Origin of the sequence: Kordiimonas lacus (genome assembly GCF_001550055.1) — a bacterium.
GTDB lineage: Bacteria > Pseudomonadota > Alphaproteobacteria > Sphingomonadales > Kordiimonadaceae > Kordiimonas > Kordiimonas lacus.
In genome coordinates, this window is sequence record NZ_LRUA01000006.1 from 578,284 (window position 1) to 604,453 (window position 26,170).

Annotated in this window: 26 protein-coding genes; 9 read left to right on the forward strand and 17 right to left on the reverse strand. The window is 56.6% G+C overall.

Going from position 1 to position 26,170, the window contains the following annotated elements:
• Positions 1–113: 113 nt before the first annotated feature.
• From KORLAC_RS10925 to KORLAC_RS10940, 4 genes are all read right to left on the reverse strand, one after another.
• A complete protein-coding gene (locus KORLAC_RS10925; RefSeq protein ID WP_068306453.1) occupies positions 114–989 on the reverse strand; it encodes an alpha/beta hydrolase in 876 nt (291 codons plus the stop codon).
• 132 nt (positions 990–1,121) lie between these two features.
• Positions 1,122–1,586: a GNAT family N-acetyltransferase gene (locus tag KORLAC_RS10930; protein WP_068306455.1), complete on the reverse strand. Its 465-nt coding sequence runs from the start codon at positions 1,584–1,586 to the stop codon at positions 1,122–1,124.
• Entirely contained in the window at positions 1,583–2,032 is a 450-nt protein-coding gene (locus KORLAC_RS10935) for a DNA polymerase III subunit chi (RefSeq protein WP_068306456.1), read from the reverse strand. The genes KORLAC_RS10930 and KORLAC_RS10935 overlap by 4 nt, the downstream gene beginning before the upstream one ends.
• A 5-nt stretch (positions 2,033–2,037) precedes the next feature.
• Positions 2,038–3,498, reverse strand: coding sequence for a leucyl aminopeptidase (locus KORLAC_RS10940; protein ID WP_068306459.1), 1,461 nt, complete (start codon positions 3,496–3,498; stop codon positions 2,038–2,040).
• A gap of 257 nt (positions 3,499–3,755) precedes the next feature.
• Between KORLAC_RS10940 and KORLAC_RS10945 the strand changes: the two genes are divergently transcribed.
• The 4 genes from KORLAC_RS10945 to rsmA all read left to right on the forward strand — a co-directional run bounded on the left by KORLAC_RS10945 (position 3,756) and on the right by rsmA (position 9,236).
• A complete protein-coding gene (locus KORLAC_RS10945; protein ID WP_068306460.1) occupies positions 3,756–5,957 on the forward strand; it encodes an LPS-assembly protein LptD in 2,202 nt (733 codons plus the stop codon).
• Between the two features lie 99 nt (positions 5,958–6,056).
• Positions 6,057–7,343 carry a peptidylprolyl isomerase gene (locus KORLAC_RS10950; RefSeq protein WP_082714623.1) on the forward strand — a complete coding sequence of 429 codons (1,287 nt, stop codon included), beginning with the start codon at positions 6,057–6,059 and terminating at the stop codon, positions 7,341–7,343.
• Between the two features lie 13 nt (positions 7,344–7,356).
• A complete protein-coding gene (pdxA, locus tag KORLAC_RS10955) occupies positions 7,357–8,373 on the forward strand; it encodes a 4-hydroxythreonine-4-phosphate dehydrogenase PdxA (protein WP_082714624.1) in 1,017 nt (338 codons plus the stop codon).
• Complete coding sequence (gene rsmA / locus KORLAC_RS10960; RefSeq protein ID WP_139167457.1) at positions 8,367–9,236, forward strand: 16S rRNA (adenine(1518)-N(6)/adenine(1519)-N(6))-dimethyltransferase RsmA; 870 nt, start codon at positions 8,367–8,369, stop codon at positions 9,234–9,236. The genes pdxA and rsmA overlap by 7 nt, the downstream gene beginning before the upstream one ends.
• Before the next feature lie 9 nt (positions 9,237–9,245).
• On the opposite strand, the gene gmk is transcribed toward rsmA, so the two are convergent.
• From gmk to fabD, 7 genes are all read right to left on the reverse strand, one after another.
• The gene (gene gmk, locus KORLAC_RS10965) at positions 9,246–9,908 is read right to left on the reverse strand and encodes a guanylate kinase (protein ID WP_068306467.1); all 663 of its coding nucleotides are present in this window, start codon (positions 9,906–9,908) and stop codon (positions 9,246–9,248) included.
• Positions 9,909–9,930: 22 nt separating this feature from the next.
• Positions 9,931–10,818: a YicC/YloC family endoribonuclease gene (locus KORLAC_RS10970; protein ID WP_068306468.1), complete on the reverse strand. Its 888-nt coding sequence runs from the start codon at positions 10,816–10,818 to the stop codon at positions 9,931–9,933.
• 87 nt (positions 10,819–10,905) lie between these two features.
• On the reverse strand, positions 10,906–11,889 hold the full coding sequence (mltG, locus tag KORLAC_RS10975; protein ID WP_068306471.1) for an endolytic transglycosylase MltG: 984 nt from the start codon (positions 11,887–11,889) through the stop codon (positions 10,906–10,908).
• 65 nt (positions 11,890–11,954) lie between these two features.
• A complete protein-coding gene (fabF, locus tag KORLAC_RS10980) occupies positions 11,955–13,226 on the reverse strand; it encodes a beta-ketoacyl-ACP synthase II (RefSeq protein WP_068306473.1) in 1,272 nt (423 codons plus the stop codon).
• Between the two features lie 108 nt (positions 13,227–13,334).
• On the reverse strand, positions 13,335–13,568 hold the full coding sequence (locus KORLAC_RS10985) for an acyl carrier protein (protein WP_068145829.1): 234 nt from the start codon (positions 13,566–13,568) through the stop codon (positions 13,335–13,337).
• Between the two features lie 196 nt (positions 13,569–13,764).
• Positions 13,765–14,502 (reverse strand): 3-oxoacyl-[acyl-carrier-protein] reductase, encoded by a 738-nt coding sequence (fabG, locus tag KORLAC_RS10990; RefSeq protein WP_068306476.1) that lies wholly within the window; start codon positions 14,500–14,502, stop codon positions 13,765–13,767.
• A 20-nt stretch (positions 14,503–14,522) separates the two neighbouring features.
• Complete coding sequence (gene fabD, locus KORLAC_RS10995; RefSeq protein WP_068306480.1) at positions 14,523–15,461, reverse strand: ACP S-malonyltransferase; 939 nt, start codon at positions 15,459–15,461, stop codon at positions 14,523–14,525.
• A 242-nt stretch (positions 15,462–15,703) separates the two neighbouring features.
• On the opposite strand from fabD, the gene rpsF reads away from it, so the two are divergent.
• Genes rpsF through rplI form a run of 3 tightly spaced genes read left to right on the forward strand, consistent with a single transcriptional unit; the run spans position 15,704 to position 16,992 of the window.
• Positions 15,704–16,123 carry a 30S ribosomal protein S6 gene (gene rpsF / locus KORLAC_RS11000; RefSeq protein WP_068306484.1) on the forward strand — a complete coding sequence of 140 codons (420 nt, stop codon included), beginning with the start codon at positions 15,704–15,706 and terminating at the stop codon, positions 16,121–16,123.
• Positions 16,123–16,353: a 30S ribosomal protein S18 gene (gene rpsR / locus KORLAC_RS11005; RefSeq protein WP_068306487.1), complete on the forward strand. Its 231-nt coding sequence runs from the start codon at positions 16,123–16,125 to the stop codon at positions 16,351–16,353. Before rpsF ends, rpsR begins: the two co-directional genes overlap by 1 nt.
• A gap of 24 nt (positions 16,354–16,377) precedes the next feature.
• Positions 16,378–16,992: a 50S ribosomal protein L9 gene (rplI, locus tag KORLAC_RS11010; RefSeq protein WP_068306489.1), complete on the forward strand. Its 615-nt coding sequence runs from the start codon at positions 16,378–16,380 to the stop codon at positions 16,990–16,992.
• Between the two features lie 61 nt (positions 16,993–17,053).
• Here rplI and KORLAC_RS11015 read toward each other — a convergent pair whose 3' ends face one another.
• The gene (locus KORLAC_RS11015; RefSeq protein ID WP_068306491.1) at positions 17,054–19,804 is read right to left on the reverse strand and encodes a S8 family serine peptidase; all 2,751 of its coding nucleotides are present in this window, start codon (positions 19,802–19,804) and stop codon (positions 17,054–17,056) included.
• Between the two features lie 277 nt (positions 19,805–20,081).
• On the opposite strand from KORLAC_RS11015, the gene KORLAC_RS11020 reads away from it, so the two are divergent.
• Positions 20,082–21,608, forward strand: a complete 1,527-nt coding sequence (locus KORLAC_RS11020; protein ID WP_068306493.1) for a replicative DNA helicase — start codon at positions 20,082–20,084, stop codon at positions 21,606–21,608.
• Between the two features lie 55 nt (positions 21,609–21,663).
• Here KORLAC_RS11020 and KORLAC_RS11025 read toward each other — a convergent pair whose 3' ends face one another.
• From KORLAC_RS11025 to KORLAC_RS11040, 4 genes are all read right to left on the reverse strand, one after another.
• Positions 21,664–21,942: a hypothetical protein gene (locus KORLAC_RS11025; protein WP_068306495.1), complete on the reverse strand. Its 279-nt coding sequence runs from the start codon at positions 21,940–21,942 to the stop codon at positions 21,664–21,666.
• A gap of 129 nt (positions 21,943–22,071) precedes the next feature.
• Positions 22,072–22,410 (reverse strand): ferredoxin family 2Fe-2S iron-sulfur cluster binding protein, encoded by a 339-nt coding sequence (locus KORLAC_RS11030; protein WP_068306497.1) that lies wholly within the window; start codon positions 22,408–22,410, stop codon positions 22,072–22,074.
• Positions 22,407–23,564 carry a cysteine desulfurase family protein gene (locus KORLAC_RS11035; protein ID WP_068306499.1) on the reverse strand — a complete coding sequence of 386 codons (1,158 nt, stop codon included), beginning with the start codon at positions 23,562–23,564 and terminating at the stop codon, positions 22,407–22,409. Before KORLAC_RS11035 ends, KORLAC_RS11030 begins: the two co-directional genes overlap by 4 nt.
• A gap of 19 nt (positions 23,565–23,583) precedes the next feature.
• Complete coding sequence (locus tag KORLAC_RS11040; protein WP_068306501.1) at positions 23,584–24,702, reverse strand: cysteine desulfurase family protein; 1,119 nt, start codon at positions 24,700–24,702, stop codon at positions 23,584–23,586.
• Between the two features lie 169 nt (positions 24,703–24,871).
• On the opposite strand from KORLAC_RS11040, the gene KORLAC_RS11045 reads away from it, so the two are divergent.
• Positions 24,872–25,519 carry an alpha/beta hydrolase gene (locus KORLAC_RS11045; RefSeq protein ID WP_068306503.1) on the forward strand — a complete coding sequence of 216 codons (648 nt, stop codon included), beginning with the start codon at positions 24,872–24,874 and terminating at the stop codon, positions 25,517–25,519.
• Positions 25,520–25,533: 14 nt separating this feature from the next.
• Here KORLAC_RS11045 and KORLAC_RS11050 read toward each other — a convergent pair whose 3' ends face one another.
• Positions 25,534–26,106, reverse strand: coding sequence for a PAS domain-containing protein (locus tag KORLAC_RS11050; RefSeq protein WP_068306505.1), 573 nt, complete (start codon positions 26,104–26,106; stop codon positions 25,534–25,536).
• Positions 26,107–26,170: the final 64 nt, after the last annotated feature.

Sequence of the window (26,170 nt, forward strand, 5' to 3'; positions counted from 1 at the left end):
AAGATAAAGCCGGATTTAGGGGACACTGAGACGACAAGATGGCAGGGCTGCCATCTTTTTATAAAGGGAGCATAAAGACGATTTTCAGGCCCTTGTTTTCAGGGCCTTTTTTGTTAGCGGGCGGTGTTTGAAAAAATGCTGTTTTCTGCATTTTTCTGTGAACGGCTGTCAGGTAGGCCTGCAAAGCCGAGCCCCCAGCGGGCGCGGATATCGGTGCGTACATCTTCCCGCCAGGGCAGGTCATAATGCGTACCGCCAGGCACAGTGATGAAACTGTCGTCTGGGCCCAGCACTGCGGCCAGCGCTTTGCCGGAAGCATAGTCGATAATCCTGTCGTTGGTGCCGTGGTAAATCACGATATGGCCCTTGGCCCTGGCCAGCTTCTGATCATTCCTGAGTGGATATTCCGCCAACAGCGCGATCGGCAGGAAAGGATAGCGTCGTTCGGCCACATCAATGATTGATTTCATGGGGGCAAACAGGATCGTGTTCTTGACGTCCCGCACGGCAGATACGTGGCTCGCGAATGTGGTGCCCATGGAATAGCCAAACACCCGGACATCCCTGCCTTTATAGGCGTCAGTTGCCCAGTCGTACCAGGCTTCGGCATCAGACAGCAGCGCCGCTTCAGAAAGTTCGCCCCGGCTTTTCCCAAAGCCACGATAGTCCATCGATAGCACGTCAAACCCCATGTCGAGGAAGGGTTCTGCTATCTGCTCCGACCAGCTCACGTTGCCCATGTTTCCCTTGTAGTAGATCAGCACCCCACGGGATGGGCGATCGGTCTTGAACAGCACGCCATGCAGCTTGGCACTGTCTTCGCCTGAGATCAGGACTTCATCATAAGGCGTGTCGAAAGCATAAATATGCCCGTCAGGGACGGGCGCGAAGTGAAACATCAGTTTTTCTTGATTGAGATAGATGGCAGCAGCCAACCCGACATACAGGAAGATTGCGACGGATGTTACTCTGACAACTGCTTTCATCATGGGACACACTGCTCTCTACACAAGGGTTCGCTGGTGTCCTCCCCTTCACCTTCAGGTTAGGCTGAATCTGTAAAGAAAGCGTAACCTGATGATTACAAGTTACGAATGAATTTTGCCGAAAATGCGGCTTCTTTAATCGCTATAAAGCACCTTGTAGACGTCGGGTGACAGCTTTTCCATCAATCGGTCTGGCTTGGCGGGCTGTTCAAATCCGAACTTCCTGTACAGCGGATGCATGTCTGCCGTTGCCAGCATCATTCGCCTGAGGCCTTGGAGTTCCGGATGCGCCATGATGACTTCCATCATCCAATAGCCAAGGCCATTGCCGCGCTCACCGGCGTCCACATAAACGTCAGCCAGATAGGCGAATGTAGCCTTATCGGTGATCATGCGGGCGCAGCCAACCTGGCCTTTATCCGTATGGAACAGACCAAAGGCCAGTGAGTTGGTAAAGCCCTTGACCACCGTCGCCATCGGAATGCCCTCTGACCAATAGGCGTTTGAAAGCCAGTTGTGCACCTTGGAGAAGTCGAAATCGATGATGTTCGTGCAAATATGATACGGCAGGCTGTCATGCTTCACGCAGAAATCACTCACGCTTTTTGCTCCCAACCGCCCTGCTCTCGCTGCTGCCAATAAGACATCTCAACGCCTTTGTCCTTGAAGGCCTTCCAGTCAGCCCGGGCTTCGGCGACGATACCCTCGTCCCGACCATCAAACATATAAAGACAGCGATCATAGGCATCCATGTCCGTGCACTTGACAGCGTCGATCAGCACCAAAATCTTGGCACCGTTCGGATTGTCGTCACCTGTTGTCAGGTAGATGGGTTGCTCGGACGGATCCTGGCAGCCTTCCTTGTCGTGGGGGATAAAGCTTGCGGGATCGAAATCCCACAAGACCTTGTCTACTGTCTCCATCAGGCCCTTGCCCGGGAGCTTGACCACAGCGTTCTGACCCGTTTCATATACCTTTGCCATCAGCTGGGGCAAAGCTTGCTCCAGCGTCTGGCGCTGCAGGTGATAGAAACGGATTTCCGCCATGGCACTTAGCCTTCGTAATTGTCGGCAACAAACTTGTCGAGAAGCCGCACACCGTAACCGGTACCGCCTTTTTCAGACAGAGGCAGGTCCTTGTCTGACCAGACTGTGCCGGCGATGTCGATATGGCACCACGGCACATCGTTGGTGAAGCGCTTCAGGAACTGCGCCGCTGTGATTGAGCCCGCACCGCGCCCACCGATATTCTTCATATCGGCCGTCGGGCAGTCGATCAGCTTGTCATAGTTCTTGTGCAGTGGCAGGCGCCAAACCTTGTCACCGGTGTCAGTCGCGGCTTTGGAAAGGCCATTGGCCAGATCGTCGCTATCGGTAAAGATACCCGCATGTTCATTGCCCAGCGAAATGATGATGGCACCAGTAAGGGTCGCCAGGTCCACCATGAACTTCGGCTTGAAGCGGTCCTGGCAGTACCAAATGGCGTCAGCCAGCACCAAGCGGCCTTCGGCGTCTGTGTTCAATATTTCAATGGTCTGGCCGGACATGCTGGTTACCACGTCGCCCGGGCGCTGCGCGTTGCCGGACGGCATGTTCTCAACCAGCCCGACGATCGCGACAACATTGACCTTCGCCTTGCGGCCGGCGAGCGCTTTCATCAGGCCGACAACCGTACCGGCGCCGCCCATGTCCCATTTCATCTGCTCCATGCCTTCGCCAGGCTTCAGGGAAATCCCGCCAGTATCGAAGGTTACACCCTTGCCAACAAAGGCAATCGGCTGGTCGTCTTTGCCGGCGCCATTCCAACGCATGATCGCAAGCTGCGATTCCCGCTCGGACCCCTGGCCCACACCCAAAAGCGCGCCCATGCCAAGCTTGGCCATTTCGGCTTCACCCAGCACTTCTACGTCAACTCCGACAGCGGACAGTTCCCGAATCCTGTCAGCAAAGCTTTCCGGATACAGGATGTTTGCTGGCTCTGAGACCAGATCGCGGGTCAGGAACACACCATCCACCACCGCTTTGCGGCTGGCGAATGCTTCTGAAGCCTCAGCGTCGGCTGACGCCACAATCACCTTCTTCAGGGTTGGCTTCTTGGCCTCTGGCTCTTTGGTGCGATATTTGTCGAACCGGTAAGACCGCAAAAGCGCACCTTCGGCGATTGCCACGGCGTCAACGCCTTCAGCAACCACTGTCGCGGTATCACTGCCCGCGCCAAGGAGGCCAGCCACAGCGGCAGCGCCGGTTTCAACAACGTCCGTTGCTGACATCTTCGCAAGCTCGCCAACACCCAGCAGCAATACGCGCTCAGCGTCGAGGCCTGCGGGTGCGATCAATTGAAGCTTCTGGCCCTGACCGCCTGTGAAGCGGGAGGTTTTCATCGCCTTCGTCAGTGCGCCGCCCGAAGCCTTGTCGGCCTCCGCCGCCAGTCCGGAAAGGTCTTTGTCCTTCTCTACCAGAAATACTGCTGCGCCTGACGCGGGCAGTTCCAATGCAGAAAACTCGATTTGCATGGGAAAATCCTCTTTTTGTTTTGTTTGTATGCGGGCCACACAGAAAGGAACCCGGTGGCCGCGCCCTCCCCCAACCTAATGCCTTTTCTTGGTTTCAGTTGCAAGCATCGCTCGCGAAATCGCCACATTTTTAGGAAAGATACTGCCCATGACCTGCTTTTCTGATGGCGTGTGTGGAGAAAAGCCGCAAGGTCGTTGCGATAATGGGCCACACCCGCTATCAAGGCTCAAACAGTTTAGGGTGGGAAACTCCAGCAGTGTCAATTCAGTCGGCTTTCATCAATGGCTTCGCGGCGGCCTGTCTTCTTGGATCAACCGCTCTCACCATGCCTGCGCACGCTCAGGCAACTGGAAATCCCGGTGAAACGGTAGATTTCGAGGCCGACCAGATCAGTTATGACGCCGACACCGGTGAAATCCTTGCCCTTGGCCGCGTCCTGCTGAAGCGCGATGGCTATACCCTTCGGGCTGGTGAAGTCCGCTACAATGAAAAAACTGGCGAAGCGCAGGCCTCCGGCGCTGTGGAACTGATCGCCCCCAACGGCGACCGTATCATGGCTCCGCGCATTGAGCTGAGCGACTCACTCAAGCGCGCGTTCGTTGAGGATATCCGCCTTATCATGTCGGATGGCGCCCAGGTGGCTGCCGCAAGCGGCGTGCGGAACGACAATGAAACCACCTTGGAAAAAGCGGTCTATAGCCCGTGCAAAGTGTGTGCGGACGGTAGTGACAAACAGCCGCTGTGGCAAATCAAGGCGGTCAAGGTGACCCATGATCGGGAAAAACGGCGGCTTTACTATAAGGACGCCAGCCTCGAAATTCTGGGCATTCCAGTGATGTGGACGCCGTATTTTTCGCATCCGGACCCAACGGTTGACCGGGCCAGTGGCCTGTTGCCCCTGGATATCCAGACCACCAAGAACCTCGGTTTCGTGATCGGCGTCCCCTATTATCATGTCTTCAGCGAAAGCAGTGACGCGACATTCACACCAACCTATACCTCCAAAGAAGGTCTTCTTCTTGAAAGCGAATATCGCCAGCACCTCGGTTTTGGGCAGTTTGAGGTAGACGGTAGCATCACCTATGCCGACCAGCGGGACGAGATTACCAACGACCCAACGGGTGAAAAGGAATTTCGCGGGCATATCAGCAGTGCAGGCGAATTCAATCACTCGAAGCGCTGGCGGTCTACTTACAGGCTGAACTGGGCGTCAGATGACACCTTTCTGCGCCGTTATGACATCTCGGACGCCGATACGCTGATTAGCGAATACCTTCTCGAGGGATTTTACGGACGGTCCTATGTGTCCGCACGCACCATTGGGTTCCAGGGTCTGCGGATCGAGGATGTTGCCGGGAAAACAGCCTTTGCCCTGCCGTTGATCGACGCAGAATATATCCCAAGTTTCCAGCCCCTTGGTGGCACAGTTAAATTGCGCGGTAACGCGTTGGCTCTGCACCGCACCGACGGTCTGGATACCCAGCGTGTCTCGCTATCTGCCAACTGGCAGCGGCGCTGGATCACCGCCAACGGCTTTGTCATTGATGCCGACGCCCTGCTCCGCGCCGACGCCTATAATCTGGATGACGCAGACCAGCCGGACGATGCCGCCTTTGCCGGTACTTTCGGCAGCAGGTCGGGCAGCGAATGGCGCAACCTCGCGCGGGTTACCGGCACAGTTACCTGGCCGTTGGTGAAATTCACCGAGGGCGGGTCCCACACGATTGAGCCGATCGCGGAAATCACCGTGTCACCGCGCCGCGGCACGCCCGATAATATCGTCAATGAAGACAGCCGCGCCTTTGAATTGAACGATCTGAATCTTTTCTCGGCCGAGCGAGCCTCTGGCTATGACCTCTGGGAAGAAGGCAGCCGCCTGACCTACGGTCTTCGCTGGCGTTTTGATGGTGCTGACTGGACAACTGATGTCATGCTGGGTCAAAGCTGGCGCTTGAGCGGAACAGATTTGGTGTTTGCTGATGGTGCAGGTCTTGAAGGCGATGTATCTGACCTCGTCGGCCGCACGCTTATCACCTACAAAGGCTGGCTGGATTTTGAGCATCGCTACCGGGTGGATGAGCAAACCTTTGCTGTCCGCCGCAATGAAATCAATGTCGCAATGGCCAATGAAAAGCGCGGTTTGACCGTCGGCTACCTGAAGCTGGATCGGGACCTCGGTTTCATCAACCGTGAAGACCGTGAGGAAATCCGCGCCAGCGCCTTTTACCAGATCAAGGAAAATTGGCGACTGAGCGGCGGCTTCACGCACAGATTAACCGGCGCGATCATCGACGGCGTCGCCGAGGATTCCGGTGGGGTTGAATATGATGTTGGGGTGTCCTACACCAATGAATGTATCGATCTGGGCCTCAGGGTACGCAAGACCTTCACGCGTGACCGCGACGTCGAGCCCGGAACATCTATTTTGTTCCGGCTTAAATTAAAGAATTTGGGCTAGTGCATTAGTGGAAAACCGTCTAAAAGGCTAGCTTGTCGGGGAGCCCACAAGGGGCGGAACGAGCTTTTTTAAATTATTAAGAGACAGCAAAGTTTGGGCATGGCGAGAGTTTTGAATACAGCAAAAAATTGGGTACAGCGTATGATCGTGGGGGCAAGCGTGGCTTTGATGGCCGCAACTGCAGCCTATGCTCAGCAAGCCATCAACAGCATTGAAGTTCTCGTCAACGACGAACCAATTTCCAGCTATGATATCAACCAGCGTCTGCGTCTCGTAATCGCCGTCTCCGGCGGCGTGCAATCTGAACAGGAATTTCTGAAGGTTCGTGAGCAAGTTGTCCAGTCGATGGTGGACGAGCGGCTGCAGCTCCAGGAAGCTGCGACGGTCGAGCTTGAAATCCCGGACGCCCAACTTGAAGAATTCTTTGGCCGCCGGGCGCAAGGCTTGGGCCAATCGCCGGAACAGTTTGCCCAGGCGCTTGCCGGTATCGGCTCCAGCAAGCAGACCATGCTGGATCAGATGGAAGCTGAACTGGCCTGGTCCCAACTGGTTCAGGGCCGCCTGGGCTCTTTCGTCAGCGTGTCTGATGAGGAGGTAGAGGCCTACATTCAACGCATCTATGACAACCGCGGCAAGTTTGAGTATCGCCTGGCTGAAATCGTCCTCCTCGTGGATTCAACCGAGCAAGAGGCCGCAGTAAAAGCAAACGCTGAAGAACTGGTTTCCCGAATCCGTGGCGGCGCCTCCTTCCCTGCGATTGCCCAGCAGCTTTCGGCATCATCCAGCGCAGCCGTTGGCGGTGATATCGGCTGGATCGTCGCGGATGACCTCGATGGCCCCTACAGAAAGGCTGTTGACGAGGTCAGCGTCGGTGATGTGGCAGAACCTATTCGTACGCCTGGCGGGTACCTGATCCTGGCGGTCCGTGATCGCCGCCGTATTCTGACCGCCGATCCACTGGATACCCAGTTTTCGCTGCGACAGATTCATCTGACCGCCGAAAAAGCACAAGACGCTGAAGCCGTTGCCCAGTTTAAAGGCGTGGTTGAAGACCTGCACACGCGTGAAACCACTTGCGGGCAGGTTCAGCAATTCGCGACCGACGCCGGTGCAGATGGCCCGGTGGAAATTGGCGTTCTGCGCCTTCGGGACCTTCAAGGCCAGTTGCGCGGTGCTGTTGAAGGCGCCGATATTGGCCAAGCCAGCGAGCTCATGGAAATGGAAGACGGCATGCGCGTGCTGTTTGTCTGTGACCGGCAGGAACCACAGGTGCAGGAGCCTGAATTTGATGCTGTCTATAACCAGCTCGAACAACAGCGCCTTTCCATGATGGGCCGCCGCTACCTGCGTGACTTGCGCCGCGACGCCATCATCGATTACCGCTAACCGGACAAAATCCATGTCAGACAATCAGGCTCCCCAATCGGACATGCGGCCGCTGGCCGTCACCATGGGAGAGCCTGCAGGCGTCGGCCCTGAGCTGATCGCCCGCTTGTGGCAGCAAAGGGAAGCGCTGGAGCTGTCCCCATTTCTTTATGTCGGCGCCGCAGAAGCCTTGCAGGCGGCCATCCCCGACTTGCCTCTTCAATCCGTCTCTGATCCTGGGGAAGCTTATGAAATCTTCCCTTACGCCCTGCCGGTCATGGAAGTCAGCCTTGCGGTGCCAGTCACCCTCGGCGAACTCAATCCTGCAAACGGCGCAGCGGTTGTCGGGTCGATTGATCTCGCCTGCGATCTCGCCCTTAAAGGCGCGGTCAGCGGCGTTGTGACAGGCCCTATTCACAAGGCTGCCTTATACAAGGCCGGTTTTGCCGCTCCCGGCCACACCGAATATCTGGCGCGGCGCTGCAACATGCCGGATACATCTTCAGTCATGATGCTGGCCGCTCAGGACCTGCGCGTTGTGCCCGTCACCATCCACATAGCTCTCAAGGATGTACCCAAGAAGCTGACAGCTGACGCCATCATTCACGCAGGTATGGTGACACACCATGACCTGAAGGCGCGCTTTGGCATTGAAAAGCCGCGGATCGCCGTCGCGGGCCTGAACCCGCATGCAGGCGAAGATGGCGCCATGGGCATGGAAGAAGCCACCCATATCACGCCAGCCATCTGGGCCCTTAGGGATGAAGGGGTAGATGTTACCGGCCCTCTGCCCGCCGACACCCTGTTTCATGCAGAAGCCCGTGCGCGCTATGACGCGGTGCTGTGCATGTATCATGATCAGGCGCTCATCCCTGTCAAAACGCTTGATTTCTGGAGTGGTGTGAACATCACGCTGGGGCTTCCCATTATCCGCACATCGCCCGACCATGGCACCGCGCTCCCACTCGCTGGCACAGGCGAGGCACGGACAGAAAGCATGCTGGCGGCGATCCGCACCGCAACAGACATGGCCCGAAAGGCGTCATCATGACCGATAGCCTGCCGCCACTGCGTGACGTGATCCGTGAATATGACCTGCGCGCCAAAAAATCGTTCGGCCAGAACTTCCTGCTGGATCTGAACCTGACCCGCAAGATTGCCCGCGTGCCGGGCGATATTAGTGACAGTGTGGTCTATGAAGTCGGCCCTGGCCCTGGCGGCCTGACCCGCGGCTTGCTGGCTGAAGGGGCCAAACGCGTCGTTGCTGTTGAGATGGACCCGCGCTGTCTTGATGCGCTTGCGGACATATCCGCGGCCTATGATGGCCGGCTGACCGTTCATCAGGGCGATGCCCTCAAGATGGATGAGCAAGAGCTGCTGGCAGCCAAAGAAGGCGAAAAGATGCGCATCGCCTCCAACCTGCCCTATAACGTGGGCACGATGTTGCTGATCAAATGGCTGACACTGGATGACTGGAAGCCTTGGTTTGCCTCGCTGACGCTGATGTTCCAGCGCGAAGTGGCGGACCGCATTGTGGCCCAGCCCCGCACCAAGGCCTATGGCCGCCTGTCAGTGCTCGCGCAGTGGCGCGGCAAGGTACGGATCGCACTGAATGTGCCCGCTGCGGCCTTCACGCCGCCGCCGAAGGTCGCCAGCGCAGTGATCCATTTTGAACCGACAGAGCCAATCGATTCTGAGGTGAAACTCAAGGACCTGGAGCTGGTGGTCGAGAAAGCCTTCGGCCAGCGCCGCAAAATGCTGCGCGCCAGCTTGAAGGCCCTGCCCGTTGACCCACAAAAGCTGCTGGCCATGGCCGAAATCGAGGAAACCAAGCGCGCAGAAGATGTGCCGGTGGCAGATTTCGTCCGGCTGGCAAAATGCTATGGCGTCATGAAGGCCGACGCACGGCCTTAGAAAAAAGCGTCACTCAGCCTCGCGGTTTGCGCGTTCGTCCATCAGGCCACGCACAAATTCCGACATACCTGGCCGGCGTTCACGGCGGTAGCGCTCAGCGCGCACGATGGCTTTGAGGTCCGCATAGGTTTCCTCAAGATCGTCATTGACCAGAACATAATCATATTCAGCCCAGTGACTGATCTCGCTCTCCGCCTTGGCCATCCGCCCGGCGATTGTTTCTTCGCTATCCTGACCGCGCTTCTTGAGCCTACTTTCAAGCGATGCAATGGAAGGCGGCAGAATGAAAATACGAACCAGATCAATGGCCTTTGAGCTGGACATCAGCTGCTGCGTGCCTTGCCAGTCAATATCGAAGATCACATCCCTGCCCCACAGCAACGCCTGTTCAACCGGCTCGCGCGGCGTCCCGTATTTGTTGCCAAACACGGTGGCATACTCCAGTAGCCTGTCGTTTTCGACCATCTCGTTAAACCGCTCAGGGCTGACGAAATAATAGTCCTTACCGTCCACTTCACCAGGGCGTGGCGGGCGTGTGGTTGCGGAAACGGACATCACAACGTCTTTGTCGTCTTCCAGCAACCGACGCGTCAGCGTGGTTTTTCCGGCGCCGGACGGCGACGACATAACAAGCATCAAGCCCCGGCGGCTATGAACAGACTTATGTGGCATGCATCCCTCTAATGTTTTGTTATTATTCGATATTCTGGATCTGTTCACGGAACTGATCAATAAGCGCTTTCAACTCCAACCCGATCTTGGTTAGCGCTGTGTCGCTTGATTTGGAGCACAGTGTGTTCGCTTCGCGGTTAAATTCCTGGCACAGGAAATCCAGCTTCCGGCCCACAGGCTGATCACTGGCAAGAAGCAGCTTAGCCTCAACCACATGGCTGTCCAGCCTGTCCAGTTCCTCCTGAATATCAGCTTTCACCGTCATGGTGGCCAGCTCCTGCGCAATCCGATCCTCAGCGACCGGCTTATCGATATTCTCAAGCTTGGCCAGCTGCTGGCGGAATCGCGCATGCATGGACTCAAGCCTGTCGCCTGACACCGCCCGCGCGTCTGTTGCCAGCTGCGCGATATCGGCAAGCTGTGTTTCCAGAATTGTGCCCATCCGCGCACCTTCGTCTGCCCGGGCCGCTTTCAGGTCTGTCACGACGGTTTTGAGGTCTTTAAGGAGTACAGCTTCAAGGGCGGATCGTTCGTCATCTGTCATATCGCGGGAGGTCAGGTCCACCACGCCTTTAATAGCCAGCAGCCCATCGATGCTGGCCTTTTCCACACCCGGGACGTCTGAGAACCTGGCGGCCACATCAATCAAGGCCTGGAGACGGTCTTCATTGACCACAAAGCTGGCGTCGTCGCCATCGCGCTCAATATTCAGGCTGATATAGACCGAGCCACGGGCAAGCATGCCAGAGACGGCCTTTTTGATGGCCAGATCAAAACCGTCAAGGAACGACGGCAGCTTGGCGCGTACCTCCAAGCCCTTGTTGTTGACGCTTTTGACTTCCCAGTTCCAGCGAAACCCAACGTCCGCGCCGGCCCCACGGGCAAATCCTGTCATGCTGTTAAGCGGCATATACTGCTCCTAATGGCTCCTCGAGCTGTGCACTATAATGCCCCGAACGCCAATGGGCAGCCCTAATTTGCCGATTGTTGGAATTTCCTAGCGGGACTCGCGCTCGATCTTGCGCCAGCGCACCACATTGCGGTTATGGTCCTCAAGCGTGGATGCAAACGCGTGGCCGCCCGTGCCGTCTGCCACGAAATAGAGATACGGCACATCGGCCGGGTTCATAACAGCTGCGATTGCGTCACGGCCAGGGTTGGCGATTGGTGTCGGCGGCAAACCACCAACCCGGTATGTGTTATATGCCGTTTCTTCCCTGAGGTCCGCGCGGCTGATCGGGCGGTCCAGCGGCATTCCGGCCGTGATGCCGTAGATTACCGTGGGGTCGGACTGCAGCCGCATGTTCTTCTTCAGCCGATTAACAAAGACGGCGGCCACGAGCGGGCGTTCACTCGCGACCGCGGTTTCCTTTTCCACGATGGAGGCCAAAACCAAAGCTTCCTCGACTGAAGAGAATGGCAGGTTGTCGGCGCGCGTTTCCCATGCATTCAGGAGCACCTCGTTCATCGCGCGGGCCATGCGGGCAATGAGTTCTGTGGCCTTGTCGCCACGTTCATAAAAGTAGGTGTCAGGCAGCAAGCTGCCTTCCATCGGTGCCACCATTCCCTCAAGATCAAGTCCGTCCGCACCCTTCAGCAGCAACATGACCTCAGAAACAGACAAACCTTCAGGAATGGCCAGTCTGTGCAAATAGACATCATGCTTTTTGATCTGGTCCAATGTCGCAGAAAGCGGTTGCCCGGGCAGGATTTCATATTCCCCGGCAAGGAGGCCGCGTTCCATGCCCCTCAGGCGGACAACAAGGCTGAAATGCCACGGTGCGGCGACGAGGCCGCCCTCATAGGCCAGCCAGGCTACGCGCTTCACCCCCATACCAGGCTCGATGTAAAGATATTGGGCCCCGGGCCCAAGCGCGGGTGTGCGGGCAAGGTGGCGCATGATGCCGGCCCCAACTGAAGCCAGAATCACCAACGTGCCAAGCACTAGGATGAAGGTATGAAAAAACCGGCTATTGATCATGTCAGGCAGCCTATCAGGCCAGGGACAATCTCAAAAGCCGGTCTTTAAATCTCAAGGGCGCTTAATCAGTCGCCGTTGTATTCGCGCATCACCAGAGACGCGTTGGTGCCGCCGAAGCCGAAGCTGTTCGACAGCGCGGCTTTCACCTGGCGCTCCTGCGCTTCAAGCGCCACCAGATCAATGCCGTCGCAGCCCTCAGCCCGCTCATGCAGGTTCAGGGTTGGCGGCACCACGTTATCGGTGATGGATTTGATACAGAAAATGGCTTCAACCGCGCCGGCAGCCCCCAGAAGGTGGCCAATGGAAGACTTGGTCGACGACATGGCAATTTTGCTCGCGTGTTCACCAAGAAGGCGTTTCACAGCGCCGAACTCAATCGGGTCGCCCACTGGGGTCGACGTGCCATGCGCGTTGATATAGTCAAGATCGCCAGCTGTCATACCTGCGCGTTTCAGCGCAGCTTCCATGGCGCGGTAGCCGCCATTGCCGTCTGGCGCAGGAGCCGTCACATGATAGCCGTCACCAGACATGCCGTACCCAACGACTTCCGCATAGATTTTGGCACCACGTTTCTTGGCATGCTCAAGTTCTTCAAGCACAACAACGCCTGCACCTTCACCCATCACGAAGCCGTCATGACCTTTGTCCCATGGGCGCGACGCAGCGGTTGGATCGTCGTTATAATGTGTGGACAGAGCCTTCGCCTGACAGAAGCCGGCATAACCGATTCCACAAATTGACGCTTCGGCGCCGCCCGCAACCATCACATCCGCATCATCAAGAGCAATAATACGGGCTGCATCGCCAATGGAATGCGCGCCAGTCGAACAAGCGGTCACTGCCGCATGATTCGGACCTTTGAAGCCATACTTGATGGACACGTTGCCAGAGGCCAGGTTGATGATGGAGCCCGCAATAAAGTGTGGGCTTACCTTGCGCACGCCGCGCTCATGCAGAACGATCGACGTATCGGAAATCCAGCGCAGGCCACCAATGCCCGCACCAATCATCACACCGGTCCGCAGGCACTCTTCTTCGCCTGGCTCTTCCCAGCCCGAGTCCCGGACAGCCTGAATTGCCGCGGCCACACCAAACAGAATGAAATTGTCTACGCGACGCTGCTCTTTCGGCAGCATCCATTCGTCGGCGTTGAAAGTGTCGCCCGAGCCATCGCCCAGCTTCACTTCACAGCCAATTTTACATGGAAAGCCCTCAGTATCGAAAAGCGTCACCGGACCAGCGCCAGAGTGACCTTCGATCAGTCGTTTCCAGGTGCCGTCTACGCTATCGGAAAGCGGAGACACCATACCCAAACCAGTAACAACGACACGTCTCATCGGTAATCCTTTATTTCTATCATTCAGCCCAAAGTCTGACAGAAATTGAAAAAGGGCAACAGCCTACCGAGCGGCGCGGCTGTTGCCCTTTCTGATAGCAGATTCAGCTTAGGAATTCGCGCTAATAAAGTCGATAGCGTCTTTCACAGTCTGAATTTTTTCAGCCGCGTCGTCCGGAATCTCGATGCCGAACTCTTCTTCAAACGCCATCACCAGTTCAACGGTATCAAGGCTATCGGCGCCCAGGTCGTCGATGAAGCTGGCTGTGTCGGTTACTTTATCTTCGTCAACACCCAGGTGCTCGACTACGATCTTTTTCACCTTGTCGGCGATTTCGCTCATTGCTCTTTTCCTCGTTTTTAACCCGATAAAAAAAGGGGATTATCCCTTAATCAAAACCCCTTGTTGCGGAAATCCTAGCAATCTGAGCCAGATCGCCCGCATCGAGGGCGCTAGTAACACAGTTTCTTCCCTTTGAGAAGCCTCTGTTATGCTTTTGTGGCCGCAGCCACAAAATCGTGTTTTGGGAAAATCCCAATTAAATCATTGCCAGGCCGCCGTTGACGTGCAGCGTTTGGCCGGTGACATATTTTGCCTCTGGGCTCGCTAAATACAAGACCGCAGATGCAATATCTTCAGGCTCGCCCAGATCACCGGATGGAATGCCGCTTGTGATGGCGGCTTTCTGGTCATCGCTCAGCACGTCGGTCATCGGCGTGCCAATAAAGCCCGGCGCCACGCAATTCACTGTGATTCCGCGGCTTGCAAGCTCTGCCGCCAACGCCTTGGACATGCCGATCATGCCCGCCTTGGACGCGCAATAGTTGGCCTGCCCCGGGTTACCGGTCACGCCAACCACGCTGGTGATATTCACCACGCGCCCCCAGCGGGATTTCATCATACCCCGCATCAGGGCCTTAATGAGGCGGAAAGAAGACTCGAGATTGACCTGCATGACGCTGTCCCATTCGTCTTCCTTCATGCGCATGGCCAGATTGTCTTTGGTGATCCCGGCGTTGTTGACCAGGATATCCACCCCGCCCATGGCGTCAGCCGCATCTTTGGCTAACTGGTCCACGCTTGCGCGGTCAGACAGGTTCGCGGCAATCACATGCACGCGGTCACCCAGTTCCGCCTTCAGTTCTTCGAGTTTTTCTGCGCGTGTACCGGAAATGGCCACTTCAGCGCCGGCAGCATGAAGCGTTTTCGCAATCGACGCACCAATGCCGCCCGTGGCACCTGTTACAAGTGCCTTTTTGCCTTCAAGATTAAACATAGTAATTCCCCTGACTGGCCTTAAAGCGATGCCGTGAAGGCTTCGATATCGGCCGGATCCTGAATATTCATTGTATTGAGGTCGCGGTCAATACGGCGCGCGAGGCCGGCAAGCACTTTGCCTGCCCCAACCTCAACCATATCGGTGATGCCCAGCGATCCCATGGACGCCACGCTTTCGCGCCAGCGCACAGCACCGGTTACCTGCTCCACCAGCAGGTTGCGAATGCCTTCTGGTTCGCTCACGGGTGCGGCCAGCACGTTGGCAATCACCGGCACCACTGGGCGCTCGATGGTCACATCGGCAAGCGCGTCTTTCATCTCAAGGGCCGCTGGTTTCATCAGCGGGCAGTGGAAGGGGGCGGACACCGGCAGCAACAGGCCGCGCTTGGCGCCTTTTGCCTTGGCAATCTCAATCGCGCGCTCAACAGCCGCTTTATCGCCGGATACAACAACCTGACCGTCGGCGTTATCATTCGCAGCCACAACCACCTGGCCTTTGGCTGCTTCTTCAACAACCGCGTTCACGTCCTCAAGGCTCAGGCCCAGGATCGCCGCCATAGCGCCCTCGCCCACTGGGACGGCACGCTGCATGGCCTGGCCGCGCAACTTAAGAAGACGCGCTGCATCAGCAACGGAAAAAGCGCCAGCTGACGCCAGGGCCGAATATTCACCAAGGGAATGGCCCGCAACGTGACTTGCCAGTTCGCCCACCTTCAGGCCACCATTTTCCAGAATGCGGATCACAGCCAGGGAATGCGCCATCAGCGCGGGCTGGGTGTTTTCCGTCAGACGGAGATCGTCCTCGGGGCCTTCCCACATGATTTTGGAGAGATCTTGAGAAAGGGCATCGTTCACTTCCTCAAAGACCAGACGGGCTGGCTCAAACGCTTCAGCCAAAGATTTCCCCATGCCGACATACTGACTGCCTTGGCCTGGGAATACGAGTGCGCGGGTCATTCATGAACCTCCGATTTGCCTCAAATCTGATGAGGGAATGGCATAGGCCGTAGCGGAATGGCAAGTCTTTAAGGCAAATAATTGCACAAGCCCAAGCTTTCCCTTGCTTTTGGGCTAGTCGGGCGGTATAGAAGCGCGTCTCGAGTCTCGGGCTTAAGCCTGAGGCGGCGGGATTTTGTTAAGGAAAGCTGGAGGCGTCCGTCACTGCGACTGGCGAACAATCAGCACTAAAGGAGCAAAACATGGCTTTTTACGAGCATGTTTTCATTGCGCGTCAGGACATCACTGCGTCGCAAGTTGAAGGCATTACCGCCGACTTCTCCAAAATCGTTGAGGAGAACGAAGGCAAGGTCGCAAAGACCGAATACTGGGGCCTTAAAAACCTCGCATACAAAATCAAGAAAAACCGCAAGGGTCACTATATTCTTATGAATATCGATGCCCCGCACGCTGCGGTTGCTGAGATGGAGCGCCAGGCGCGCCTGCATGACGACGTTCTGCGTTTCATGACCATCCGCGTTGACGAGCTTGAGGAAGGTCAATCGATCGTTCTTCGCTCGAAAGCTGACAAAGAACGCCGCGGTCCACGTGGTGAAGGTCGTGGTGAAGGCCGCGGCGACAATCGTGGCGAAGGCCGCGGTGACAAAAGGGAGTCTCGCTAATGGCTGCTCGTCGTCCATTTTTCCGCCGTCGTAAAACATGCCCGTTTTCCGGTGAGAACGCACAAACCATCGACTATAAAGACGTAAAGCTGCTGCAGAAATATGTTTCTGAGCGTGGTAAAATCGTACCTTCCCGTATCACTGCCGTTTCTGCGAAGAAACAGCGTGAGCTGGCGAAAGCGATCAAGCGCGCCCGTAACATCGCCCTGCTGCCGTTCATCGTTCAATAATCGCTCAATCCAAGGAGACATAAAATGGAAGTCATCCTGCTGGAACGTGTCGAAAGACTCGGTCAAATGGGCGAAGTTGTAACCGTTAAGGACGGTTTTGCCCGTAACTTCCTGCTGCCGCAGAAAAAAGCCCTGCGCGCAACTGAAAGCAACAAAGCAGCTTTTGAAGCTGACCGTGCCCGCCTTGAAGCAGAAAACCTTGAGCGCCGTAAAGACGCTGAAGCTGTTGCTGCCAAGATGGAAGGCCTGAAGGTCATTATGATCCGCGCTGCTGGCGAATCCGGCCAGCTGTACGGTTCCGTAACCAGCCGCGACATCTCTGACGCCGTGACTGAAGCTGGTGTTGCGGTCAACCGCAACCAGGTTGTTCTGGACCGCGCGATCAAAACGCTTGGCCTGCACGACGTTGTCGTTCGCCTGCACCCGGAAGTCGCTGAAACTGTTGTGGTGAACATCGCTCGCTCTGCTGACGAAGCTGAGACGCAGTTCAACACCGGTTCTGCTGTTACTGCCGCTGACGTTGAAGACGTTGTTGAAGAAGAAGTTGTTGAAGAACTCTTCGAAGACGAAGCGCCAGAAGAAGCAGTTGAAGAAGTTGCAGCTGCAGCTGAAGAAGCTGAAGAGGAAGTTGAAGCCTAATCGCTTCAAACTCTCGCAAAGTATAAGAAGGCGGCCCAAGTGGCCGCCTTTTTTTGTTGGCTTATAGCATGACGTTGGCCGCTGTCAGGTCATCGAGACTGATGCCAGACAGGATGATCACGGTATCCCCGAAGCTGATGGTAACACCAGCACCGTCCTCCGTGGTCGCGGCCTTCAGGGCGGCCAAGTCAGCAAAACCTGAACCGTCCAGGAGCAGGATATCCTCGGCCGCGTCGAAGTCCGTCACCGTGTCACTGCCGTTGGTGCTGGTGAAAGCGAAGATGTCCGCGCCCGTGCCGCCCGTGAGCAGATCATCGCCGCCGCCGCCCCACAGGGTATCGTCGCCGTCGCCGCCTGTGGCCGTGTCACTGCCTGCGCCGTTGAAGATCAGGTCATTGCCGCCGCCACCGGAAAGCATGTCGTCACCGCCGCCGCCAAAGAGCGTGTCCTGCCCGGCACCGCCATCCAGCGTGTCAGAGACCGCGCCTTTGCCCGCATAGAGGATGTCGTGGCCACCATAGCCGTAGATGGTGTCGCTCTCAGTGCCGCCGCCGAGCGCATCATTGCCGTTGGCACCATGGATGACGTCATCGCCGCTACCGGCCCACAGTTCATTGTGGCCGCCGCCAACGGCACTCGCACTGCCGCCTTCCCAGAAGCCACCCACAAGCGTGTCATCGCCCGCGCCGCCAAAGATGGCATCATTACCAGCCTCGCCGACCGCAAGGTCATTGCCTGCGCCCACGCCGATGATGTCGGCACCATCGCCGCCATAATAGCTGTCGGCGCCCACATCCCCCGCGCCGGCCCACATGCGGTCATCGCCCTGCATGCCGTAGAGCGTCTCGTCAAACGCAGCGCCCACAAGTGTGTCGTCCTGGTCTGTGCCGATGCCCAGCGTAAACACGGCGTCAGCAGAGGTTTTGAACGCCGTCTCGCCGCCGATCTTTGATGTGCTGCCCGGCGCCAGCTTCAGGAGAATAGCCTCCATCAGCGCGGCGGCGTTGATGCTGTTCTGGCCCAAAGCATCGTCAAGCACAGGCACCCCGCCATTGGCCGCATTCATCAAGGCCCAGTCGTCAGTGAAATAATAGATGTCGTCGTCAGTGGCCGCGTCGCCCAGGAACATCAGCGACAGGCTGTTCACGGTGCCCGAGTTGCCGTTATCGACCGTGTCGCGGATCACCAGTGTCCATTCGCCCGCACTCTCCTCGCCCCAGAAACCACGCGCAAGAAGATCCCACTCAAGCTGGCCTGTATTGGCGCTCTCATGGGGTGCGCTTGCAGTTAATTCGGGGGTATCGAAAAGGATGATTTCAGTTCCGGACGGCGAAATCAGAATCATTTCCAATTCAGGCCAAGCGTCATGAACGATGTCAAACTGGAGCTCAACGCCGTCAATATCAATCGCGTCCGCATCACCTGCCACAAACTTAAAAGTCAAGTCAGCGCCATAGGTAATCGTCTCAGACGCAGTAGCGAAGCTATGGCTCTGCTCTACCAGATTACCGCTGTGGCGGGTCATGGTCCATGTCTCAGCAAGACGCACGGCGGCGTGAACATCAAGCATGCCAAAGCCATAATCAGCCGACCAGTGAAGCCCACCCCCATTCAGAATGCTGGCGCCATTGATTATCCAAGAGTTAAGTTCATGATCGTAGAGGTCTCGTTCCGTAATGCCGAAACCACTCCCTGTATGGGCGCTCGACAGCGCAAATATCTCCTGAACGTCACGCCACCCCAATTCAGTGTCGCCGAAAACATTATTGGATGCAGCCTCCAGCACCAGTGCCGTGGCCCCGGAAACAAGGGGGCCACTGGAAGAAGTACCGCCATAAAAAATATAGTCGCCGTCTTCAAAGCCAGCTTCTAATGCAGCATGGGCCAGCGAATTTTCTACAACCTGAAGGTAAAATCCGGGCTCCTGCGGCGCCTGCCCTGTTATCTCAAACTCAGTAATCTCGGCACCGAGTATCTTTATCTCCCCCCAATTTCCGGGACGATCCAGGCTCAACGTGGTGTCGGACTTTGCCCCAAGAAAGGCCTGAGCCAACGGCGAAACCATATGAAGCGCAGAGCCTGCAACAGAGAAAACGGTGACAAAGCCGTTGGGCGACGCGGCACCGACCGACAAAACATAGAGTTCATTCAGGCCCCAGGAAATATCGGTAGTGGAATCGTTGTACCGCCAATTTCCTGATCCATTCACCCAGACGATGCCAAGGCCATCACGTCCCTCAGCCAGGAAATCCGTTGCACCACTATAGCCACCATTCAAATCGGAAGACAGCAAGAAGCCGCCAGACACGGATCTAGTCACAATATCCACATCTGCATTCAACTCTGCGGTCACACCATTATAGATGCTATACCCTGCCAAGATCGACGATCCATGAGCAACGCCAGCCAACCCGATGCCATTTCCCGCCCTTGCCCCAATAATCCCGGCTGTGCTCGTGCCATGAGTGTAGTCATGCTGAATGTTTTGGAACATTTCCTCGTACGACACAGGGGCGTTATCGACTTGTGCCCCTTCCAAGTCAGGATGACGGAAATCAATCTCTTCAACCGAAGCTATCAATATGCCGGTGCCGTCATACTCATCCCAAACGGGGAGGATATTGATATGGGCGCTTTCTGTATAGGCGCCCGTATCGTCATACATGAATCCCGTCAGGTTGGCCTGAAAGGGAAACAGTGGGTCGTTGAATGGCACATAGGTACCAGCAAAATCGCCGAACGGAATGGTATAGCCATCGCCTGTATCATCGGCGGTTTGCGGTGCCGCTTTGTCCGTGCCGGTATTCCCCATCTGCCGGATGCCCCATCGTTTGCCTGAGTTCCCAACGTTACACCAAAGTGTTAATGACACATTAAAGCTAAAATGCCACCCAAACTTCACGCGCGCCCCGACTTATCCCCATAGTTATACCCCTGTGGAAAACTCTGTGGTGGAAAACCCGAATTGGCGGTTGGATCATCCGCTGAAATCTGTATTGTCTGCCCTCACCAGGCTCGAGGGGCGCAAGACCCCTGGGGAGGAGGCCTGGGCTCAGGGTTTGGAAACGCACCACGGAGGGTTGCACTTTATGGAAGCTGTCAAGAAGGACGCTGCCAACGATGAAGGCAGTGAGCTGAACTATCGCCAGCCGCCTCATAACCTGGAAGCCGAACAGGCGCTTCTGGGGGCTGTTCTCGTGAACAATGAGGCTGCGCAGAAAGTTCAGGGCTTCCTGCTCGCGGAACATTTCTACGAGCCCGTGCACGGCCGCATCTATGAAAGTGTCCTCAAGCTGATGGACAAGAACCAGATTGCGGATCCGGTCAAACTCAAACCCTACTTCGAAAATGATGAGGCGCTCGCGGATGTGGGCGGGGCGCGCTATCTGGTGCGCCTGGCGGCATCCGCCACCACCATCATCAATGCCGAAGACTACGGTCGTACCATCTATGATCATGCCATGCGCCGCGCGCTCATACAGATCGGGGAGCAGATGGTGAACGACGCGTACGACGCGCCCGTTGACGTTGAAGCCACGGAACAGATCGCGGATGCCGAAAAGCAGCTGTTCGATCTGGCCGAAATGGGCCAGGCGGAAACGGGCGCGCAGGCATTCTCAAAAGCCCTGCGTACTGCCGTTGAGAACATTGAGAACGCCTACAAGGACCCTGACAGCCTTTCCGGTGTCACCACTGGCCTGGCTGCACTGAATGACAAGATTGGCGGGCTGCATAACTCGGACCTCATGATCCTTGCCGGGCGACCGGCCATGGGGAAAACCGCGCTCGCCACCAATATCGCATTCAACGCCGCCAAACGCTATGCGGATGACCGCCTTGCCGGTATCCCACCGGAGAAATCCAAGGGCGCCGTTGTTTGCTTCTTCAGCCTCGAGATGTCAGCCGACCAGCTGGCCGCGCGTATCCTCTCGGACCGGGCGAACCTGGTTTATGACGGGCCTGAGCCGATCCAGTCGCACAAGATGCGGCAGGGTAGCCTGGACCAGCGCCAGTTCGAGGCCATCGCCCGCGCAGCCATCGAGCTAGAAGATGTGCCGCTGTTCATCGACGACACCCCTGCCCTCACCATCGCGGCCCTCCGGAACCGGGCCCGGCGCCTGAAGCGCCAGCATAACCTGGGCCTTGTGGTGGTCGATTACCTCCAGCTTCTGCGCGGGTCCGGCAAGGGGACGGCCGCCGACAGCCGGGTACAGGAGATTTCCGAGATCACCCGGGGCCTGAAGGGCCTGGCGAAGGAACTGCATGTGCCGGTTCTGGCGCTGTCGCAGCTCAGCCGGGGTGTGGAGCAGCGCGAAAACAAGCGCCCGATGCTGTCTGACCTTCGGGAATCAGGCTCGATCGAGCAGGACGCGGATATGGTGATGTTCGTGTTCCGGGAAGAATACTACAAGGAAAAGGAAGAGCCGTCCCAATCCGACCAGGAAAAGCACGTCCAGTGGCAGGCCGAGATGGAAAACCTGTACGGCAAGGCCGAATGTATTATCGGCAAGCAGCGTCACGGCCCTGTGGGCACTGTGCATCTGGCATTCGAAAAAGACTGCACGCGCTTTACCGACCTTATCGAGGAAGATCACCTTCCCGAACGGTTCGACTGAGCCTTACACAGATGTCAAAGAAAAAGGCGGGCCCGATGGTCCGCCTTTTTTGTTATCAGTCGCAGATAATTTCAGTGCTGGTGCCGTCTGAGCGTTCCACCACGATGGTGCCACCGTTTTTCTTGCAGCTAACGGTACCATCTTTGGTGTGAACGACGACGTCGCCGCCTCGGCCTTCAATCTCGATCTCGTCACCGCTAACACTGACCCGGTCACCGTCAGACGTCACGACAATATCGTATCGGTCGCTGTCACCGGATGTCAGTTTGGCACTGACAAAAGCCAGGACGGCTGCACCGCCGGCCAATGCAATAAAGAGCTGGTTTCTGGTCATAAGTTTTCCCTCGCTATTGGGTCGCCATTCTATTTTTTTTAAGCGACTAAGCAAAATATGGCGAAAAGCGGTTGGAATTTCAACTGATGACTTGTGAAGAATGGAGGAGGCTGCCAGAAGCAGGCCCCCTTAAAAGCCCATCATGTTGCGATGTTCTTTGGGCACCCGAAGGACAAGGCCGTCCAGGTCAGCCGTGATCACCACCTGGCATCCAAGGCGCGATGTGGCGCTGAGGCCCAAGGCGAGATCAAGCATTTCTTCTTCGTCGTCGCTGGCTTCAGGCAACCGGTCAAAGTGGGCATCGTCCACAATCACATGGCAGGTTGAACAGGCCATGTTTCCTTCGCAGGCACCTTCCATGTCGATACCCAGTTCATGAGCGAGTTGAAGCACGGTTACACCTGGCTCTGTTTGAACCGACTTTTCTTCGCCTCCAGGCAGCAGGAATGTCACCGTTACCTTGCTCATGACTTCAATCCCCCCATTTCCCTGACGGCACTGATCAGCGTCTCTGCCGCGAAATCGATTTCGTCATCGCCTGTGAACCGCCCGATCCCGATCCTGAGCGCCGATTTCGACAGCGCTTCGGTCCGACCAATGGCCTGCAGCACATAGGAAGGCCCGCTGACCGCTGATGCGCACGCAGCACCCGATGAGACCGCCAGCGACCGGATATTCGCGAGCAGCAGATCGCCGTCCAGACCGGGGAAGCTGAGATTCAGGTTGCCAGCCCAGCGCATTTCTTCATCTCCATTAACAAGAAGACTTGGTAATTCTTTGAATAATTTAGACTTAAAGCGGTTCATGATATGCGCCAACCGGTCTTTTTCCTGCGCCATTTCAGCCTTGCATATGGACGCGGCAGCACCCAGCCCGGCGACAAGCGCAGGCGCCTGGGTTCCGGAACGAATGCCGCCTTCCTGCCCGCCGCCGGACATCTGGGGTGTCAGGGCAGTCTGGCGACCCGACCGCTTGTAAAGCGCGCCGACGCCCTTCGGGCCGTAAATCTTGTGGCCGGAAATGCTCATCAGGTCGATGTTCATGGCGTTCACGTCGAGCGTAATCTTGCCAAAGCCCTGTGCTGCGTCCGTATGGAACAGTGCGCCCTTCGCCCGGCAGATGGCACCAATGTCAGCCATAGGCTGGATCACACCAATCTCGTTATTGACCGCCATCACCGATACGAGCGCTGTCTCGTCCGTCACGGCTTCCGCCAATTGGTCCAGGTCTATCAGACCGTTGGGGCGCACCGGTAGGTAGGTGACACGGTACCCTGCCCGCTCAACCGCCTTTGCGGCCTCCAGCACGCATTTGTGCTCGGTTACCACGGTCACCAGATGGGGCTTTTTCCTGCCCCAGACATCCATGATGCCCTTGAGCGCCAGATTGTTGGCTTCCGTCGCCCCAGAGGTGAAATAAATCTCGCCCGCATCAGCGCCGATCACCTCGGCTACCTGTTCGCGCGCGATATCCAGTGCAGCCTCAGCTTCCCAGCCAAATCGGTGGGTCGAGGAATGCGGGTTGCCAAATTTGCTGGTTAGATAAGGCATCATGGCGTCAAGCACCCGCTCATCCATTGGCGTGGTGGCCTGATAGTCCAGATAGATGGGTGTCGTCACCATAAAGCGGTGTCTCCCGCGTTTATCTTGCCCGTGTACGAGTATAAATGGATTTCCAGGCTGCGACAAAGGCGTCCACATCCTCTTCGGTGGTACGGTAGCCCAACGAGACCCGGATCGAGCATTCTGCCAATTCTGGGGCAAAGCCCATGGCCGTCAACACATGCGAAACCTTCACCTTGCCGCTTGAGCAGGCAGATCCGCTTGAGACGCAAATGCCGTTCAGGTCAAAGTGCATCACCTGCGTTTCGCCCTTCACGCCCGGCATGATCAGGCAACTGGTGTTGGCCAGTCGGTCTGCACCGCTGCCCACAACAATAGCGTCGTTGGCTGTGGCGCGAACTTCGCTTTCAAGCTTGTCCCTGAGCGCGCGAATGCGGTCCATATCGCCAAGGCCCACCATGGCTTCCATGGCCGCTGTACCAAAACCGGCTATTCCGGCGACATTTTCGGTCCCTGACCGGCGCGAAAGTTCCTGCCCGCCCCCTGGGATCAGGGACTTCAGCGGCGCTGTCGGCCCCAGCACAATGGCGCCCACGCCCTGCGGCCCGCCCAGCTTGTGGGCAGACAGGCTCAGGTAATCAACACCCAGTGCCTTGAAATCAAGCGGGATTTTGCCTGCAGCCTGCACGGCGTCTGTAAACACCCGCGCGCCGAATTCTTTGGCCAGTGCGACGATTGCCGCCACATCCTGTATCGCGCCAATTTCATTGTTTGCCAGCATCACAGACACCAGTGCCGGCTTTTCCGCCTTCTCAAGCAGGCCGCGCAACGCTTCCATATCCACGACGCCCTGATCGGATGTGGGAATCACATATGTCGGAAGGCCGCTTTCCTTTGCCGCTGCAAAAACGCAATCATGTTCGATCGCGGAAACCAGTATGGATGCTGCGCCGACACCCCGAATCACCGTGTTGGATGCTTCTGTACCGCCCGAGGTAAAAACCACATCCCGTGGCCGGGCATTCACAAGCGCAGCAACTTGTGCCCGGGCTTCCTCAACCTTCGCCCGCGCCCCACGCCCCGCCGCATGGACAGACGACGGGTTACCCACCGACTGCATTACTGCTGTCATGGTGTCTATCACCGCGCTCCGGATCGGGCTCGTGGCGTTATAATCAAGGTAAACTAAGCGCTTCATAAGGCCATCACATAGGCCCTAACAAGGGCCTGATCAATTCTATTTTTCACCAAACGCATGAGATTGCTTGCGAATCGGTACCAAAACTCTATATACGGGGATCAGGATACATGATGGGTGCACGTGCCCAACAAGCCATCATTAACCATAAGATTTATAAAGATCGTCAATGCCCGAAATCATTTTCAGTGGACCAGCTGGTCGCCTCGAAGGCCGTTATCAACCTGGTAAAACCGATACTGCGCCCGTTGCGCTGATCCTACACCCGCATCCGCAGTATGGCGGTACGATGGATAATAAGGTTACTTATTATCTGTATCACGCCTTTGCACACCGTGGCTTTGCCACCCTTCGCTTCAATTTCCGCGGGGTTGGCCGCAGCCAGGGCGAATTCGACAATGGAACTGGTGAGCTTTCTGATGCAGCATCAGCGCTTGATTGGCTGCAGTCGATGAACGAGAATTCGACCGGCACCTGGATCGCAGGCTTCTCCTTCGGTGCCTGGATTGGCATGCAGCTTCTGATGCGCCGCCCGGAAATCAAAGGCTTCATCTCGGTGGCCCCACCGGCCAACCTGTATGATTTCTCCTTCCTGGCGCCCTGCCCGTCCTCCGGCCTTATCATCCAGGCCGACCAGGATGACCTTGTGACGCCAATCTCGGTCCAGAAACTGGTCGAAAAGCTGAAGGCACAGAAGTCCATCACCATTCATCACGACAACATCAAGGGCGCCAACCACTTTTTTGAAAGTGAACTGAACCAGTTGATGACATCAGTGAACAATTATCTGAACAAGCGGCTTACCGCCGGCGATTAAGCCCGTTCAGACAGCTATTTTGGGGAACCGGCATAGTCACCTTCGGGTGGGAATGCCGGTTTTTCTTTGGGTATGCCGTATCCGATATCGATATAGTCCAGCGACAAAATGCTGGACCGCGCCCTTTTGAACTCATCAGTGAAGCCCAGCGGTGTATCTGGATCAGGGGTTTCTGTCAGCCCCAGCTGAAATGTCACGGGGCCACTCTCACACCGAACCGGGAATCCCACGCCACGAACCTCAACAGAGCGCCCATTCTGCAGTGTGATGCGACGCAACAGGTCTGCACCACACGGATGGCCGCAAACCGGCGCCATGGCCCTGGCATAGAAATCTTTTTGCTCACCCTTGTAAACACCCAGAAAATCGCCCCCCACATGCAGGTCTGGAATGAAAGCATCAAGAGCTGTCCCCAGCAACCGAACGGTCGCCGTGGTTGGCCCATGCCATTCCAGCAGATAGAAATAGGGCGCAACTCTGGGTATATCCCTCAGCACGAAGGCCGAACGGTAGGGAATACCGCCAGCTTCATTGGCATGGCGCTGCCAATAGTCGATAAAATTCTGAAAGTCTGTTTTCGTCAGCAAGCCACGCTCCAGCCCCCTGCACTACAACCTTAAGGAATGATACAACTGACTAACGAAAAAATCG